The organism is Cedecea neteri (assembly GCF_000758305.1).
Taxonomy (GTDB): Bacteria; Pseudomonadota; Gammaproteobacteria; order Enterobacterales; family Enterobacteriaceae; genus Cedecea; species Cedecea neteri_C.
This window is the reverse complement of record NZ_CP009458.1, coordinates 3,496,013-3,509,372: the sequence shown is the minus strand read 5'-3', so window position 1 is coordinate 3,509,372 and position 13,360 is coordinate 3,496,013. Positions and strand designations below refer to the sequence as shown.

Sequence of the window (13,360 nt, the reverse complement as noted above, 5' to 3'; positions counted from 1 at the left end):
TCGCACGCTCAGTGCTTAATCATCACATGCCGAATCACGGTGTAATCCTCCAGCCCGTATAGCGACATATCTTTGCCGTAGCCGGAGAGCTTTTGCCCGCCGTGCGGCATCTCGCTCACCAGCATAAAATGCGTGTTCACCCAGGTACAGCCGTACTGCAGCCGGGCGCTCAGGCGATGTGCCCGGCCCACATCCTGCGTCCATACCGAGGAGGCCAGGCCATAGCTGGAGTCATTGGCCCACGCTAATACCTGCTGCTCATCGTCAAATTTTGTGACGCTGACGACCGGGCCGAACACCTCTTTTTGCACAATGGCATCTCCCTGCTTCGCCCCGGCCAGCAGCGTAGGCTGATAGTAATAACCGTCGCCCGCGACTTTACTGCCGCCGGTAATCACTTTGACATGCGGCAGCGCTTTGGCATCTTCCACGGCTTTGCTGACTCGCTCGAGATGAGCCTTTGAACTCAGCGGCCCCAGCTCGGTGCTTTCATCCTCAGGCGGACCATATTTGAGACTGGCCACGGCTTCCCCAAGCTGCTCAACCAGCCTGTCGTAAATCCCGCTTTGGGCGTAAATCCGGCAGGCGGCGGTGCAGTCCTGCCCGGCGTTGTAGTAACCAAAGGTACGCACGCCTTCGACCACCGCCTGTAAATCCGCATCGTCAAACACAATAACCGGCGCTTTGCCGCCCAGTTCCATGTGCGTGCGCTTAATCGTCGGGGCGGTATGACTAATAATGTGTTCCCCGGTGGCAATGGAGCCGGTGAGCGACACCATGCGCACTTTTTCATGCCCGGTCAGCGCATCGCCGACGGTTTGCCCGCGCCCAAACAGCACGTTAATCACGCCCGCCGGGAAGATATCCTTCGCCAGTTCGGCCAGCTTAAACGCGGTCAGCGGCGTAATTTCGGAAGGTTTGATCACCACGCAATTCCCGGCGGCCAGCGCCGGAGCCAGCTTCCAGGCGGCCATCATCAACGGATAGTTCCAGGGAGCAATAGACGCCACCACGCCAACCGGATCGCGGCGGATCATCGAGGTGTGTCCGCTCAGATATTCTCCGGCGGCCAGCCCGCCCAGGCAGCGGCTTGCCCCGGCAAAAAAGCGAAAGACATCCACCACTGCCGGGATCTCATCGTTGAGCACGCAGTGGAAAGGTTTGCCGCAGTTCTGCGACTCAAGCCTGGCGAAGGCTTCTCCGTGTTGCTCGATGGCGTCCGCAAGCGCCAGAAGATGTTCGGCACGTTCTTTCGGCGTCGTCTGCCCCCATGTGGCAAACGCTTTATCCGCCGCGAGTACCGCCTCGTTGACCTGCTGCACCGTGGCTTCCGCCACCTCCAGCAGCACCTGCCCCGTGGCCGGGTTGTAGACAGGCTGCTTCTCTCCAAGGCCATCCACAAGCAGGCCGTTAATCAATAACTGACTTTGCATCCCCATCTCCTTTCCCGTTCTGATAATCATGGCCCCAGCGGCGTTCTGGCTTAAAAGGACTGAAGTAAAAAGCATAGTTCCGGCGGTCCGACGCCTGAGGCAACGCATGGGGATTTTCATCAGGTTGTGATACACCACGCAGTAAGCCTGTGAAACTGCTTCACTCTCTTTGGTATAACAGGCGCGAGAGAAAATTAGGTATCTATTGAAAATTAATATGCATAGAAAGCGGCACGCCCTATGCTTTAGGCAGCCCTTTTCTTAGTTAACCGCCAGGAGGCACAATGACTATTTCAGCCCGTAATCAATTAACCGGTACCATCAGCAACGTCACGGACGGCGCAGTCAACGACGAAATCGAACTAACTCTGAGCGGCGGCGGCAAGCTGGTTGCCGTGGTCACCCGCAGCAGCAAAGAAGCGTTAGGCCTGGTCAACGGCAAACAAGCCGTTGCCCTGATCAAAGCCCCGTGGGTCGTGCTGGCGAGTGAAGATTGCGGTTATCACTTCTCCGCCCGAAACCAGTTTACCGGCGCGGTAAAAGCGATTGCAGAGGGCGCAGTAAATACCACCGTGCATATTCAGACCGACGCGGGTTTTGAATTAACTGCCGTTGTGACTAACGAAGCCGCTGATGAAATGGCGCTTAAGGTGGGTTCTCGCCTGCTGGCTCTGGTAAAAGCCTCATCCGTGCTTATAGCGGTGAAAAAATAACGAGTTAACGTCCGGCAGCCATTCCGGCTGCCGGTTATCACTCTCTTACTTGTAGCGTACGTCAAGCTTGCTGTAGGCCACCACTGCTTCTGAACCGTCCTTGTTTTTGTCCTGGTTGTAGTTGCCCGCCTTGAAGTACAGCTGGATCCCTTCCCACCCCTGCTTCGGATAGTCAAAGGTTTGGCTGGCTTTTTTGCCTCCGGCGCTGGCCTCCACAGTCACTTTCATGCCGCTCGCCGTGCCTTTGGCTTTAATGCTGTAATCAATTTTGTCTTTCAACCCGACGCCCGAAAGCAGCGTGGTGCGCTTTTCCGGGTCGCCATAGTTTTCTTTCACGCCCGCCACTATCGAGCCGTCTTCCCAGCGCAGTTTCAGCATCTCTGAGCCGCCAGGCTTGTCGCCGTGAATTTGGGCAAAAATAATCGAGCGCGTGGACGGATTTTTAACGATATACACCGACCCGCGCTGCTCATTGTCAAACTCGCTGCCGTTCACAAAATTGTGCGTGGCTCTCAGCTCGACGCGAGGAAATTCACTGTGCGGCGTGGAACCAAAACCGGACGGAGCCTTAAACAACATTGCCCCCGCTGGAATGGCAGAATCACAGCTTTTGTCCCCACCGCAGTTGCTGTAGAAATAGCGATTATGCAGATCTGGGGTGATCTTCACCTCATTCGGTTTTTCGCTGCTGTCGAAGGACTGCAGCAAATAGTCCTTTGTCAGCACCGGGTAGTTTTCCCCCGGCGTATTCTGGCCGCTCTCGGCCCATGCGCTGCCGCTCAGCGCCGCCAAAAACAGGCTGACCGGCAGCCCGTAACTTACTGTTTTACGCTTCATCTTTAACCCCAATGCAAAATGTAAACCCGCCCAAGCAGCTAACCATTAATCAGCGTAGATGCTTTACTTAAAATCTGTTGCGGCGACATGTCAGTAGTAACAATGGGTTTCCGGTAATTAACCTGATGCATAAAGGGAACAGTCATGATCAAAAAACTGCTCGTTTCAGTCCTGTTTGCGGCCAGCTACTCCGCCTTCGCGCTGGCGGATAACGCGGGTGCAGCATTTAAAACGTTTCCGCTCGGCAAGCTTGAGCTAACCGCGCTGCACGATAAAAACAACGCCCTGCCTAACGATGGCAAAGTGATTGGCGTCGACGTGGGAGAAAAAGCGGTAGCCGGCGTGCTGTCAGCGGCGGGCGCGCCGACGGACAAAATTAAGCTCAGCGTCGATGCCCTGCTGGTGAAAGACGGCAGCAAAGTCATCCTGCTGGATACCGGGCTTGGCCCCAATGCCCAGGGGCAGCTGATTGAGAGCCTCGCAAAGGCGGGTTATAAGCCAGACCAAATCACCGATGTGCTGATCACCCACGTTCACGGCGACCATGTTGGCGGGCTGCTGACGGCGGACGGCAAGCAGGCGTTCCCTCACGCCACGGTGCAAATCTCCTCCCCGGACTGGGCATGGCTGCAAACGCTGCCGAAGATGAAGGCGCTGGCTGAGGCTATTCAGCCGCAGGTGAAAACCTTTAAACCTGGCGACCAGGTGCTGCCGGGAATCACTTCTGTCCCGCTGCCGGGCCATACGCCAGGACACGTTGGCTACCAGATTGTTTCCGGTGAGCAGCGAATTCTGGACATCGGCGACTCGGCGCACAGCTCGATTGTTTCGCTCACGAAGCCCGAATGGGCGATTGCCTATGATAACGACCGTAAGGAAGGGATCGCCAACCGCAAGGCGTTGCTGGCCAAACTGGCGGCCGATCGCGAACTGATTTTTGCCCCGCACTTCCCGTTCCCTGGCGTCGGCCATGTTGTGGCTAAAGGCGACCATTACGTTTTTCAGCCGACAGAATAGCGGCGACAGAAGCCGGTTCGCCGGCTTTTAAACCTCTGGCCTGTAGATCTGATACCAGACATGCCGCAACAGCGGATGCTGTTCCGGCACCATCGGATGGTCAAACTCACCGCTTCGGCGCATGCCCAACTTCTCCATCACCCGCTGAGACGGTAAATTTGGCAGCGCGGTAAAAGCCACAATGCTGTCCAGGCCGTACTCGTCGAAACCAATGCGCAGCGCTTCCCTCGCCGCCTCAGGCGCGTACCCTTTGCCCCAAAACGCTTTTCGAAGCCGCCAGCCGATCTCGACACACGGGCCAAACGGCAGCGAGTAGCCTGGCCGGTTCAGGCCAACGAACCCGGCCAGCTCTCCGCTATGGCGTTCTTCCACCGCCCAGAAACCAAAGCCGTTTTCCGCCATACGCTGGCGAAATGTCTCGAGATAACGCTGGCTTTCTTCCGGCGTCAGGGGCTGCAAGAAATAGCGCATCACCTCCGGGTCGGCATTCATTTCGGCAAACGGAACTAAGTCCTCGTCTCGCCACGCCCTCAGCAACAATCTTTCAGTCTTGTACATGGTGTTCCTCAATCAATTCCTTGATTAAACGTGACAACGTCACCGCTGCCTGGCGCTCCCTTTCGCCCCAGCTCCACGAGGCGTTGAAGCGGAAATAGTTATCCCAGGCCCTGCCCGTAGTGAACATTTTCCCCGGGGCGATGCTTATCTTATGCGCCAACCCCCGCTCGTTAAGCAGGCTGGCGTCCAGCCCCTCCGGCAGCTCAATCCACAGGAAATAGCCGCTTTCGCTGCGGTGGATTTTGACTTCAGGAGGGAACAGCTCACTTAGCGTTTGCCAGGCCTGCTGCTTGCGTTCTGCCAGCTGTCGCCGCAGGCGGCGCAGGTGTGTGTCATAGCGGCGGGTAGCAAGGAAATCGACGAGTGCCAGCTGCATCGGCGAACTGGTGGACAGCGTGCTCATCAGCTGCAGCTGCTGAATGCGGCGGGCGTGTTTCCCGGCTGCGACCCAGCCGATGCGAAACCCGGCCACCAGGCATTTTGAAAACGAGGAGCAATGCAGGGTCATGCCGTGGGTATCATACGCCCGCGCTGGCAGCGGCCTTTCACGCCCATAATAAAGCTCGCTGTACACGTCATCCTCAATCAGCGTGACGTTATGCGCCTGTAACAGCTGCACCAGCTGCGCTTTTTTCTCCGACGACAGCGTCACGCCCAGCGGATTCTGGCTGTTGGTCATTAACCAGCACGCTTTGACCGGGTATTCGGCCAGAGCCTGTGCCAGCGCATCGAGGTCGATCCCGCTTACCGGGTCGGTGGCGACCGATAGCGCTTTCAGCCTCAGACGCTCCAGCGCCTGTAGCGCGCCGTAGAAGCAAGGGTTCTCGACAATCACCCAATCACCCGGCTCGGTAACTGCCTGCAGGCTTAAATTGAGCGCCTCAAGCGCGCCTGTGGTAATAACGATTTCATCCGGTGAAACGTGCATCCCCTGCTGGGCGTAGCGCTGGGCAATGGCGTGGCGCAGCGCTTCGTTGCCCGGCGGCAAGCTTTCAATCACGCTGATGGCGGTCGCCGTTTTACTGACCGCCGCCATTGAGCGGTGAAGAGCCTGGAGCGGAAACAGGCGCGGGTCCGGGAACGCAGATCCAAACGGGACCACGGAGGCATCCGTGCTCGCCTGCAGCACATCAAAAATATAGGTATTGATATCGACGGTTTCCGCACGGGTCACCTGTACCGCAGGCGGTGCAGTGCGCGCCACGGATCTGGGCGCAACGTAATAGCCGGACTGCGGTCTCGCCACAATCGCGCCCTGACTTTCAAGCATCTGATAGGCGTGTCCGACGGTCATAAAACTCATGCCGCTGTGTCCGACCTGCTCGCGCAGCGACGGTAAACGATCTCCCGGCTGCCAGACGCCGAGGGCAATCTGGTCGAGGATCTGCTGTGCCAGCTGCTGGTACTTTTTCATGCGCTGCTCCCTGTCTATATCACAGCGCTAAAAATACGCTGTTTCGTACAACTGTTATAGTCAGAAAGTGATTTTTTAACACGAAGATAACGGGCGGCAGAACCGCCCGTGGGGATAAAACTAAGAGGATTTTACTTCACATCGGCCAGCGCGGTTTTCTCAACGTAAGGCTTCATCAGGCTGTCCGCCGTTTGCTGGGCGGATTTCGCCGCGGCTTCCGGGGTCACTTTCTGATCGTTCACCACCGCCGCCAGCTGGTTTTCCATCGCCTGACGAACGGCAACCGTTTCATAAGTCGAATACCAGGGATGGGCATATTTCAGCTGATCCAGCGCGATTTGCGCCCGCGGATCTTTCTGCAGGTACTCTTTCATTTCCGGCGTGTCGTAAGAGGCTTTCAGCGGGGAGAAATACCCGGTGAAGCGGCTCCACGCGCCGTTAACCTGCGGGCTAACCAGATACGTCAGGAACTGATAAGCGGCTTTTTTCTGCGCGTCGGAAATGCCCTTGAAGCTCACCAGGCTCGCGCCGCCGATAGGCACTGCCCGCTGCTCTTTGGCGGGCATCATCGCCACTTCCATATCAAAATCTTTGCTGTTTTCGCGCATAAAGCCCAGCGCCCCGGTGCTCAGCATCGCCATGCCCAGTTTACCGCTGAAGAACGCGGCGCTGATCTGCTTGGAGTTAAGCACGCCGGACGGCATCACTTTGTCGCGGTAAACCATGTTCTGCCAGAAGCGCAGCGCGCCAATGGTGGTCGGCGAGTCGTAATACACTTCGCCCGGATAGTTTTCGTTGAAATAGTTGCCCCCGTTGGCGCGAACCAGCGAGGAGAAGATCCAGCCGCCGTAATCGTCGTTGGTGGACGGCAGCATGATGCCCCACTGCCCTTTGCTGGCGTCGGTCAGCTTCTTCGCATCGGCCAGCATTTCGGCCCAGGTCTGCGGCGGCTGCTTGATACCCGCCTGGTCAAACATGGTTTTGTTGTAGTACAGGATTGGCGTGGAGTTATGGAACGGAATCGCGTAAGTCACGCCCATCACCTGGGCATTCTTGTGCATTGCCGGCCAGAAGTCGTTCATCAGGAAGTCGCCCGCCTTGCGGTTGCCGTATTTAAACAGCTCGTCCATCGGCAGGATTTCGTCTTTTAGTGCAAGATCGGTGGTGAAGTTGGCCGACATAATGACCAGCGCCGGTGGCTGCCCGGCTTTCTGTGCGGATTCCGCTTTAATTTTTGTGGTGTCGTAGCTGCCGGTAAAAATACCGCGGACTTCGACGTCCTGCTGCGAATCGTTAAACGCCTTGATGACGCGGGTCATCTCCATGGTCAGCTTGCCGTCGACCGGCGCCGGGAACATAAAATCAATTTTCTCTTTTGCCAGCGCTGCGCCGCTCACGGCCAGCGAACAGCAAACGGCAAGCGCCCGCCATTTATGCATCAGGGGGTTAAACATGGTCAATCTCCTGGTGTAAGTTGTGGTGAAGGTCTGTGTGGAAAAGGTGTATATCCGATGAAGAAAAACCGAGGGTAAGCGTATCGCCTTTTTCTGGTACCTCGCCGCGGTGGCGGCGGGTGTAGCGTAACGTTCCCAGGGGGGTGCTGACATGGAGCAGATAATCTGCGCCCATCAGTTCTCGTTGCAGCACCGTCGCCGTTAGCGTCAGGTGCCCATTTTCTGGCCTGTCGGTGAGGTGTTCGGGGCGAATCCCGAACCAGACGCTTTGCTCTTTTTCCGCAGCAGGCGGCAAAGGCAGATTCAGCGTGGCGGGCAAAACGCGGCCGTTTTCACAAGGCAGAGAAACCAAATTCATGGCCGGGGAGCCAATGAAACCGGCGACAAACAGGTTGGCTGGATGAGCATAAAGGTGCTCCGGCTCGCCTACCTGCTGTACCACACCGCCGTTCATCACCACAATACGGTCCGCCATCGACATGGCCTCCGTCTGATCGTGGGTGACATAAATGGTGGTGGTTTTAAGTTGATGATGCAGCGCCATAATGCTGTCGCGCACCTCGGTACGCAGGCGCGCATCCAGGTTGGAGAGCGGTTCATCCATCAGGAACAGGCGTGGATTGCGCACAATGGCTCTCGCCATTGCCACGCGCTGGCGCTGCCCGCCGGACAGTTTGGCCGGTTTACGATCGAGCATTTCGCCCAGCTGTAGCATCGAAGCTACCTGCTCCAGGCGCGGCTGCCAGCTGGCTTTGTCTTCTTTGCGGATCTTCATGCCAAAGGTGATGTTGTCCCGTACCGTCAGGTGCGGAAACAGCGCATAGTTCTGAAAGATCATCGCGAAGTTGCGCTCACGCGGCGACATCGCCGTAATGTTCTCCCCGCCGAGCCAAATCTCGCCGTCGCTAACCTCTTCCAGCCCCGCCAGCATCCGCAGCAGCGTACTTTTGCCGCAGCCGGACGGCCCGACCAGCACCACAAACTCACCTTCGTCGATGCTGAGCGACAGCGCGTTCAACGCCGCTTTACCGTCAAACTGCTTGCTTACCTGATTCAGTCTTAACATGGCGATTAATACTCATCCGTCGGGCAACTGATCGCCGCGTCATACAGCCACGGGCCAGCATAATGCGCCAGCGAATGCTGATAGCTTACCCACTGGTCCCCCACCTGGCGGTGCATCAGGCAGGACGGCGGCGACAGATCGTAATACGGGCGGCTGTCCTCAAAGTGATACGGCACCTGGTGCACCGTGCCGGGAATAGTGGCTATCGTTGCCTGGCGGTATTGGGTCATCGTCAGGCTATGATTGTGGCCACAAAAAATACGCACCAGCGCCGGGAATCGGGCGACCAAATCCAGCAACAGGTGGCCGTTTTCACAGGCGATTTTGTCCATTTGCGCGTTGCCCAGCGGCAGCGGCGGATGGTGCATAAAGACTGCCGTCTGCTTGTCGCCGCTCGCGGTTAGCTCTGCTTCCAGCCAGGCCACGGTGTTGTCGGTCAGCCAGCCTTTGGAGTGCCCGGCGAGGCTGGAGTCGATAAACAGCAGCCGGGTAGCGAAGTCGTCTACCGCATAGCGAATATTTTCCGGATCGTCCCCCAGTTGCGGGCAAAGCGGGCGCAGGTATTCCAGAAAATGCGCCTTATCGTCGTGGTTGCCGGGGATCAAATAAAGCGGCGACTTAATGGTGCCCAGCACCTGGCGCGCGACCTGGTACTCCGAAGGGCGACCGCAGTTAACGATATCCCCGCTGACGATGACCGCGTCCGGGCGCTCACGCAGGGCGTTCAGCTGCGAGGCCACGTCGGCATTGCCCGCGTTAATGTCGATAAAGCCGTACAGTTTCTGGTTCTGACTGCGGAAATGGGTGTCGGAAATATGGGCCAATAACATCACTCAACTCCTTACTTGATACCTGAAAAACCAAAACTTCGCAGAAACTGTTTCTGGAAGGCGATAAAGGCGAGCATCAGCGGCAGGCAAACCATAATGGTGCCGGCGCTGATGGTGCCCCACTGGCCGCCGGATTCGGCGCCCATAGCAAACGAAACAAGCCCGACCGTCAGCACCTGTTTGTCCGGGTCGTTGAGCATCATTAGCGGCCACAGATACTCGTTCCAGTGGTAGGTGATACTGACGGTGGCGAAAGCCAGCACCGACGGCCAGCACATCGGCAGCAGCACGCGGTAAAGCACCTGCCACCAGCGACACCCCTCCATCAGCGCGGCCTCCTCCAGCTCTTTCGGGATGGCGAGGAACGCCTGGCGCATCAGGAACACGCCGAACGCGGAGGTGAAATACGGCATCATCACGCCGGTCAGCGTGTTGAGTAGCCCCAGCGTTTTGAGCGTCATCATGTTCGGCACCATCATCACGACGGGCATGATCATCAGCTGCACCAGAAACAGCAGAAACAGCGTTTGCTTGCCCCGGAATTCATGGCAGGCAAAAACGTACCCGGCGGTGGTGATGGTGATGAGCTGTACGAAGAAAGTGCCGAAGCTGAAAATCAGCGTATTGGCGTACAAACTGAGCCAGTCGGCGCTCTGCCAGGCATCGCGGAAGTTATCCAGCGTGAGCGGAAAACGCGGCAATATCGAGGCCATGCCTTCCCCGAAGGTGCTGGCGCTAAAGGCCGATGAAAGCATCCAGATAAACGGGCTAACCCACAGTAGCGCCAGGCAACACATCAGCACGGTGAGCGTCACGCCCTTTGATTTTCTCAGCCGCAACCACAGCGGCTGCGGCACGCTACGCGCGTTGACAACGCCCCCAGAAAACTCAACGCTCATGGTGGGCGCCCCTTTCTAACAGCTTGAGGTTAACGAACGAGAAGACAAACAGGCCGGCCAGCGTCAGGAAGGTGGCGGCTGAGGCTTTGCCTAAATCATGGGTGTCCCAGGCGAGACTCTGGATGTAATACAGCAGCACGGTGGTGGCGTTATCCGGCCCGCCGCGCGTCATTACCGCTACGTGGTCGATCTGCGTAATCGAGTAGATAAGCGCCGTGGTTACCACAAAGCTCAGCGTCGGGCGCAGTAGCGGTAAAGTGACCTTAAAGAACACCTGGGTGGAGGTCGCCCCTTCCATGATTGCCGCTTCACGCGCCGAGGCTGGCAGGCTTTGTAATCCGGCGAGGAAAAACAGCATGTAGTAACCGGCGAACTTCCAGACGCCAATCAGCGCCAGGGCGTACAGCGCGGTATTGCTGCGGCCGAGCCAATTGTTATTCATCGGCCCGAACAATTTCGCCAGGTAATAATCCAGCATCCCCATACCCGGCATGAAGATGAACAGCCACAGCGCCGCCGCGCTGACCATCGGGATAATCATCGGGAAGAAAAAAGCCGTCCGCAGCCAGCGGTTAACGCGGTGATTCTCCCAAAGCGCAACCGCCAGCAGCAGCGCGAGCGCCACGCCGGGGATCACGGTCAGCACGATGTAGAACAGATTATTCACCAGCGATTTCCAGAAAACCGCGTCAGCAAAAAGGCGAACATAATTACCTGCGCCCACATACGCACCGGCCTCGCCCGCCATACGCGTATCAAACAAGCTGTCGTACACGGAGCGGATCAGCGGGAACCAGGTAAAGAGCAGTAAAAAGATCAAAGATGGCGTAAGGATCAGCCACGGAAGCCAGGGACGTTTTGCCATTGTCTGCAAACCTGTCAGGGGTCAGAAGTCAGTCAGTATGGGAGGGGTTTATGGCAGAAACGTGACGGGGAAATGGCAGTTTTGCGCCAGATAAAACAGGCAGCGTCCCGGCTGAGGGTTAACTGCCTGTCGTTCAAAGAGATTGTCTTTGCAGGGATATATTCTTTAACCGAGCAAAAATGCTACTGCATCTGTTCCAGGCTGGCCTTTTTCGTTTTGCGGTTATAAAGGCACAGCTCTTTGCCCGGCACAGGGTTACTGTTCTTAAATTTGTAGTTGCCTGAAATCACCACCGCCGAGTAACCGACCTCATCACTGAAGTCGGTGCGCTTCCCTTCTATCTTTTTCTCCTGCAGGGCGCTGATGGCGAGGCAGCTTTTTTGCACGTCTTTATCCAGCTGCTGCCAGGCCGCTTCCGAGGAAGCCAGGGTGCTAAAGGTCGTCAGTAATACCGGGATTGCTGCAAGCGCATATCGCTTCTTCATGAACACCTCGAAAACAAACGGATAACGGGGTTTCACCCCCTCAGGCGGATAATCTAAAACATTATCAGCCCGGAATTATCTGTATTGTAGCCAATGCCTGGTATCACTTGCCCAGCTTCGACAGCATCTCAGGCCGCATAAACTTATGGATGACCAGCATAAACAGCAGCGACGGCACCAGTAAGATCAGCGCGGTAATCGACGACACCTGGTAATTCCCGGACATGCTGGCGTTGTAAAGCAATAGCGGCAGCGTGGTGATATCCGGCGCACCAACGAAAAAGGTGCCTGTAAACTCATCCAGCGACTCAAGGAATACAAAGATCCCGGCGGCCACGATCCCCGGCAAAGCCTGCGGCAGCACGATATGCCAGAAGGTAAACAGCGGCCCTGCCCCTAAATTGCGCGATGCCCGCGCTAGCAGTGGATCAATCGCCGAAAATGCGGCCACGCAAATCCAGACTGAATACATCAGGCCATGTACGCTGTGCACCAGCACTACGCCAGCCACGGTGCCGTTCAGCCCCCACTGATAGAAAAGCCGCGCGATGTTCATATACACCGTCAGGTTTGGAAACGCCTGTGGGATCAAAAATAGCAGCATAAACATCACCCGAAACGGCATTGCCCGGCGGGAAAGCGCGTACCCTGCGGGAATCGATATCGACAGGCAAACCAGCACCGACAGCACGGCAATAAATACGCTGGTCAGCAGCGAGCCGGACACATCACTGTACGGACTAAATACCTGATACCAGTACTTTAATCCCCACTGGCTCGGCAAGGTATGCGGATAAAACCAGCTTTCCGCCACCGTCCAGACCAGAAGGTTCAACAGCGGACCGAACATCGCAAACAGCATAAAGGCAAGCAGCAGCCCCTGCAGCGGCAGGCCGAATCGGCCTTTTATCAGGCTCATGCTTCCCCTCCTTTCTGGCGCAGGCTGTGGCGCAGATAAAACCAGGACAGCGCCCCGCAAATCAGCAGCGAGATCACCCCCAGCGCGTTAGCCACCGAATAATCGCTGTAGGAGTTAACGCGGAACGCCATGTCCACGGTCAGCATCGTTGGTGTTCCGGTGCCAATCATCAGCGGCACGGACAACACGGACATCATGGTCACCGTGGAAAGCACCATCGCAACGCCAATAGCCGGTAATACCTGCGGCAAAATAATGTCGAACAGAATGCGACCGCGCGAAGCCCCCAGGTTTCTGGCAGCCAGAACCTGCGAAGGCTCCAGCGCCGCCATCGCCCCACAAATCAGCAGGGTGGCAAACGCCAGCTGTTTCCAGACAAAGGTAATGATGATCCCTTTCCAGCCAAGCCAGGAAATCGTGTCCAGCGGCTGCACCAGATCGCTGGCAACCAGCAGGTTATTCATCAGGCCGTTTTTGGCGAGAAACGTGCGCATCATCTGTGCGGCAACGATAAACGGAATAAACAGCGGCAGGCGGTAAAGCATGCCCAGCAGCCGAACAACAAGGCGGCAGGAAGAAAGCGTAATCACCGCCGAGATCGTAATCGACAACGTGGCCAACAGCGCAACCGACACCAGCACGATACACACCGTGAACAGGATATCGTTGGAGTACAGCGTCAGGACTTTGGCGAAGTGCTGTAACGTCAGCGCCCCGGCATCAGAAGTAAAGGCGGCCACCAGAGAAAAGCCCAGCGGGTACAGAAACAGCACCACAATCATCAGCGCGGCGGGGCTCACCAGCAGCAGATAGTTTAGCGAAACGCGCATAGCAAACCTTTGAACTTGAGCGTGGCGCCCGACCTGAACC

Annotated in this window: 14 protein-coding genes; 2 read left to right on the top strand and 12 right to left on the bottom strand. The window is 56.9% G+C overall.

Annotation, left to right across the window (positions count from 1 at the left end):
* Positions 1 to 8: 8 nt before the first annotated feature.
* Positions 9 to 1,433 carry an aminobutyraldehyde dehydrogenase gene (gene patD / locus LH23_RS16400; protein ID WP_039293385.1) on the bottom strand — a complete coding sequence of 475 codons (1,425 nt, stop codon included), beginning with the start codon at positions 1,431 to 1,433 and terminating at the stop codon, positions 9 to 11.
* A gap of 284 nt (positions 1,434 to 1,717) precedes the next feature.
* Here patD and LH23_RS16395 point away from each other — a divergent pair, with 284 nt between their 5' ends.
* Positions 1,718 to 2,146, top strand: a complete 429-nt coding sequence (locus LH23_RS16395; RefSeq protein ID WP_039293383.1) for a TOBE domain-containing protein — start codon at positions 1,718 to 1,720, stop codon at positions 2,144 to 2,146.
* Positions 2,147 to 2,191: 45 nt separating this feature from the next.
* On the opposite strand, the gene LH23_RS16390 is transcribed toward LH23_RS16395, so the two are convergent.
* The gene (locus LH23_RS16390) at positions 2,192 to 2,983 is read right to left on the bottom strand and encodes a polysaccharide lyase family 7 protein (protein WP_039293381.1); all 792 of its coding nucleotides are present in this window, start codon (positions 2,981 to 2,983) and stop codon (positions 2,192 to 2,194) included.
* 144 nt (positions 2,984 to 3,127) lie between these two features.
* On the opposite strand from LH23_RS16390, the gene LH23_RS16385 reads away from it, so the two are divergent.
* Positions 3,128 to 4,000 (top strand): MBL fold metallo-hydrolase, encoded by an 873-nt coding sequence (locus LH23_RS16385; protein ID WP_039293371.1) that lies wholly within the window; start codon positions 3,128 to 3,130, stop codon positions 3,998 to 4,000.
* A gap of 27 nt (positions 4,001 to 4,027) precedes the next feature.
* On the opposite strand, the gene LH23_RS16380 is transcribed toward LH23_RS16385, so the two are convergent.
* The 10 genes from LH23_RS16380 to LH23_RS16335 all read right to left on the bottom strand — a co-directional run bounded on the left by LH23_RS16380 (position 4,028) and on the right by LH23_RS16335 (position 13,320).
* Positions 4,028 to 4,558, bottom strand: coding sequence for a GNAT family N-acetyltransferase (locus LH23_RS16380; RefSeq protein WP_039293368.1), 531 nt, complete (start codon positions 4,556 to 4,558; stop codon positions 4,028 to 4,030).
* Positions 4,545 to 5,972 (bottom strand): PLP-dependent aminotransferase family protein, encoded by a 1,428-nt coding sequence (locus tag LH23_RS16375; RefSeq protein WP_039293365.1) that lies wholly within the window; start codon positions 5,970 to 5,972, stop codon positions 4,545 to 4,547. Before LH23_RS16375 ends, LH23_RS16380 begins: the two co-directional genes overlap by 14 nt.
* Before the next feature lie 131 nt (positions 5,973 to 6,103).
* Entirely contained in the window at positions 6,104 to 7,411 is a 1,308-nt protein-coding gene (locus tag LH23_RS16370) for an ABC transporter substrate-binding protein (protein ID WP_166874469.1), read from the bottom strand.
* A gap of 7 nt (positions 7,412 to 7,418) precedes the next feature.
* The gene (locus LH23_RS16365; protein ID WP_039293359.1) at positions 7,419 to 8,492 is read right to left on the bottom strand and encodes an ABC transporter ATP-binding protein; all 1,074 of its coding nucleotides are present in this window, start codon (positions 8,490 to 8,492) and stop codon (positions 7,419 to 7,421) included.
* 5 nt (positions 8,493 to 8,497) lie between these two features.
* Positions 8,498 to 9,322 (bottom strand): phosphodiesterase, encoded by an 825-nt coding sequence (locus LH23_RS16360; RefSeq protein WP_039293356.1) that lies wholly within the window; start codon positions 9,320 to 9,322, stop codon positions 8,498 to 8,500.
* Between the two features lie 11 nt (positions 9,323 to 9,333).
* Positions 9,334 to 10,221: a carbohydrate ABC transporter permease gene (locus LH23_RS16355; RefSeq protein ID WP_039293352.1), complete on the bottom strand. Its 888-nt coding sequence runs from the start codon at positions 10,219 to 10,221 to the stop codon at positions 9,334 to 9,336.
* Positions 10,211 to 11,086, bottom strand: a complete 876-nt coding sequence (locus tag LH23_RS16350) for a carbohydrate ABC transporter permease (RefSeq protein WP_039293349.1) — start codon at positions 11,084 to 11,086, stop codon at positions 10,211 to 10,213. The genes LH23_RS16355 and LH23_RS16350 overlap by 11 nt, the downstream gene beginning before the upstream one ends.
* 182 nt (positions 11,087 to 11,268) lie before the next feature.
* Positions 11,269 to 11,571 carry a hypothetical protein gene (locus LH23_RS16345; protein ID WP_052050276.1) on the bottom strand — a complete coding sequence of 101 codons (303 nt, stop codon included), beginning with the start codon at positions 11,569 to 11,571 and terminating at the stop codon, positions 11,269 to 11,271.
* A gap of 103 nt (positions 11,572 to 11,674) precedes the next feature.
* Positions 11,675 to 12,490 (bottom strand): ABC transporter permease, encoded by an 816-nt coding sequence (locus LH23_RS16340; protein ID WP_039293339.1) that lies wholly within the window; start codon positions 12,488 to 12,490, stop codon positions 11,675 to 11,677.
* Positions 12,487 to 13,320: an ABC transporter permease gene (locus LH23_RS16335; RefSeq protein WP_039293336.1), complete on the bottom strand. Its 834-nt coding sequence runs from the start codon at positions 13,318 to 13,320 to the stop codon at positions 12,487 to 12,489. The genes LH23_RS16340 and LH23_RS16335 overlap by 4 nt, the downstream gene beginning before the upstream one ends.
* Positions 13,321 to 13,360 lie beyond the last annotated feature (40 nt).

Bases quoted from the DNA above. Each gene is read 5' to 3' on its own strand.
- LH23_RS16360 (WP_039293356.1), bottom strand. From the start codon at position 9,322: ATGTTATTGGCCCATATTTCCGACACCCATTTCCGCAGTCAGAACCAG.
- LH23_RS16375 (WP_039293365.1), bottom strand. From the start codon at position 5,972: ATGAAAAAGTACCAGCAGCTGGCACAGCAGATCCTCGACCAGATTGCC.
- LH23_RS16395 (WP_039293383.1), top strand. From the start codon at position 1,718: ATGACTATTTCAGCCCGTAATCAATTAACCGGTACCATCAGCAACGTC.
- LH23_RS16340 (WP_039293339.1), bottom strand. From the start codon at position 12,490: ATGAGCCTGATAAAAGGCCGATTCGGCCTGCCGCTGCAGGGGCTGCTG.
- LH23_RS16390 (WP_039293381.1), bottom strand. From the start codon at position 2,983: ATGAAGCGTAAAACAGTAAGTTACGGGCTGCCGGTCAGCCTGTTTTTG.
- patD (WP_039293385.1), bottom strand. From the start codon at position 1,433: ATGCAAAGTCAGTTATTGATTAACGGCCTGCTTGTGGATGGCCTTGGA.
- LH23_RS16335 (WP_039293336.1), bottom strand. From the start codon at position 13,320: ATGCGCGTTTCGCTAAACTATCTGCTGCTGGTGAGCCCCGCCGCGCTG.
- LH23_RS16370 (WP_166874469.1), bottom strand. From the start codon at position 7,411: ATGCATAAATGGCGGGCGCTTGCCGTTTGCTGTTCGCTGGCCGTGAGC.
- LH23_RS16365 (WP_039293359.1), bottom strand. From the start codon at position 8,492: ATGTTAAGACTGAATCAGGTAAGCAAGCAGTTTGACGGTAAAGCGGCG.
- LH23_RS16345 (WP_052050276.1), bottom strand. From the start codon at position 11,571: ATGAAGAAGCGATATGCGCTTGCAGCAATCCCGGTATTACTGACGACC.
- LH23_RS16385 (WP_039293371.1), top strand. From the start codon at position 3,128: ATGATCAAAAAACTGCTCGTTTCAGTCCTGTTTGCGGCCAGCTACTCC.
- LH23_RS16350 (WP_039293349.1), bottom strand. From the start codon at position 11,086: ATGGCAAAACGTCCCTGGCTTCCGTGGCTGATCCTTACGCCATCTTTG.
- LH23_RS16380 (WP_039293368.1), bottom strand. From the start codon at position 4,558: ATGTACAAGACTGAAAGATTGTTGCTGAGGGCGTGGCGAGACGAGGAC.
- LH23_RS16355 (WP_039293352.1), bottom strand. From the start codon at position 10,221: ATGAGCGTTGAGTTTTCTGGGGGCGTTGTCAACGCGCGTAGCGTGCCG.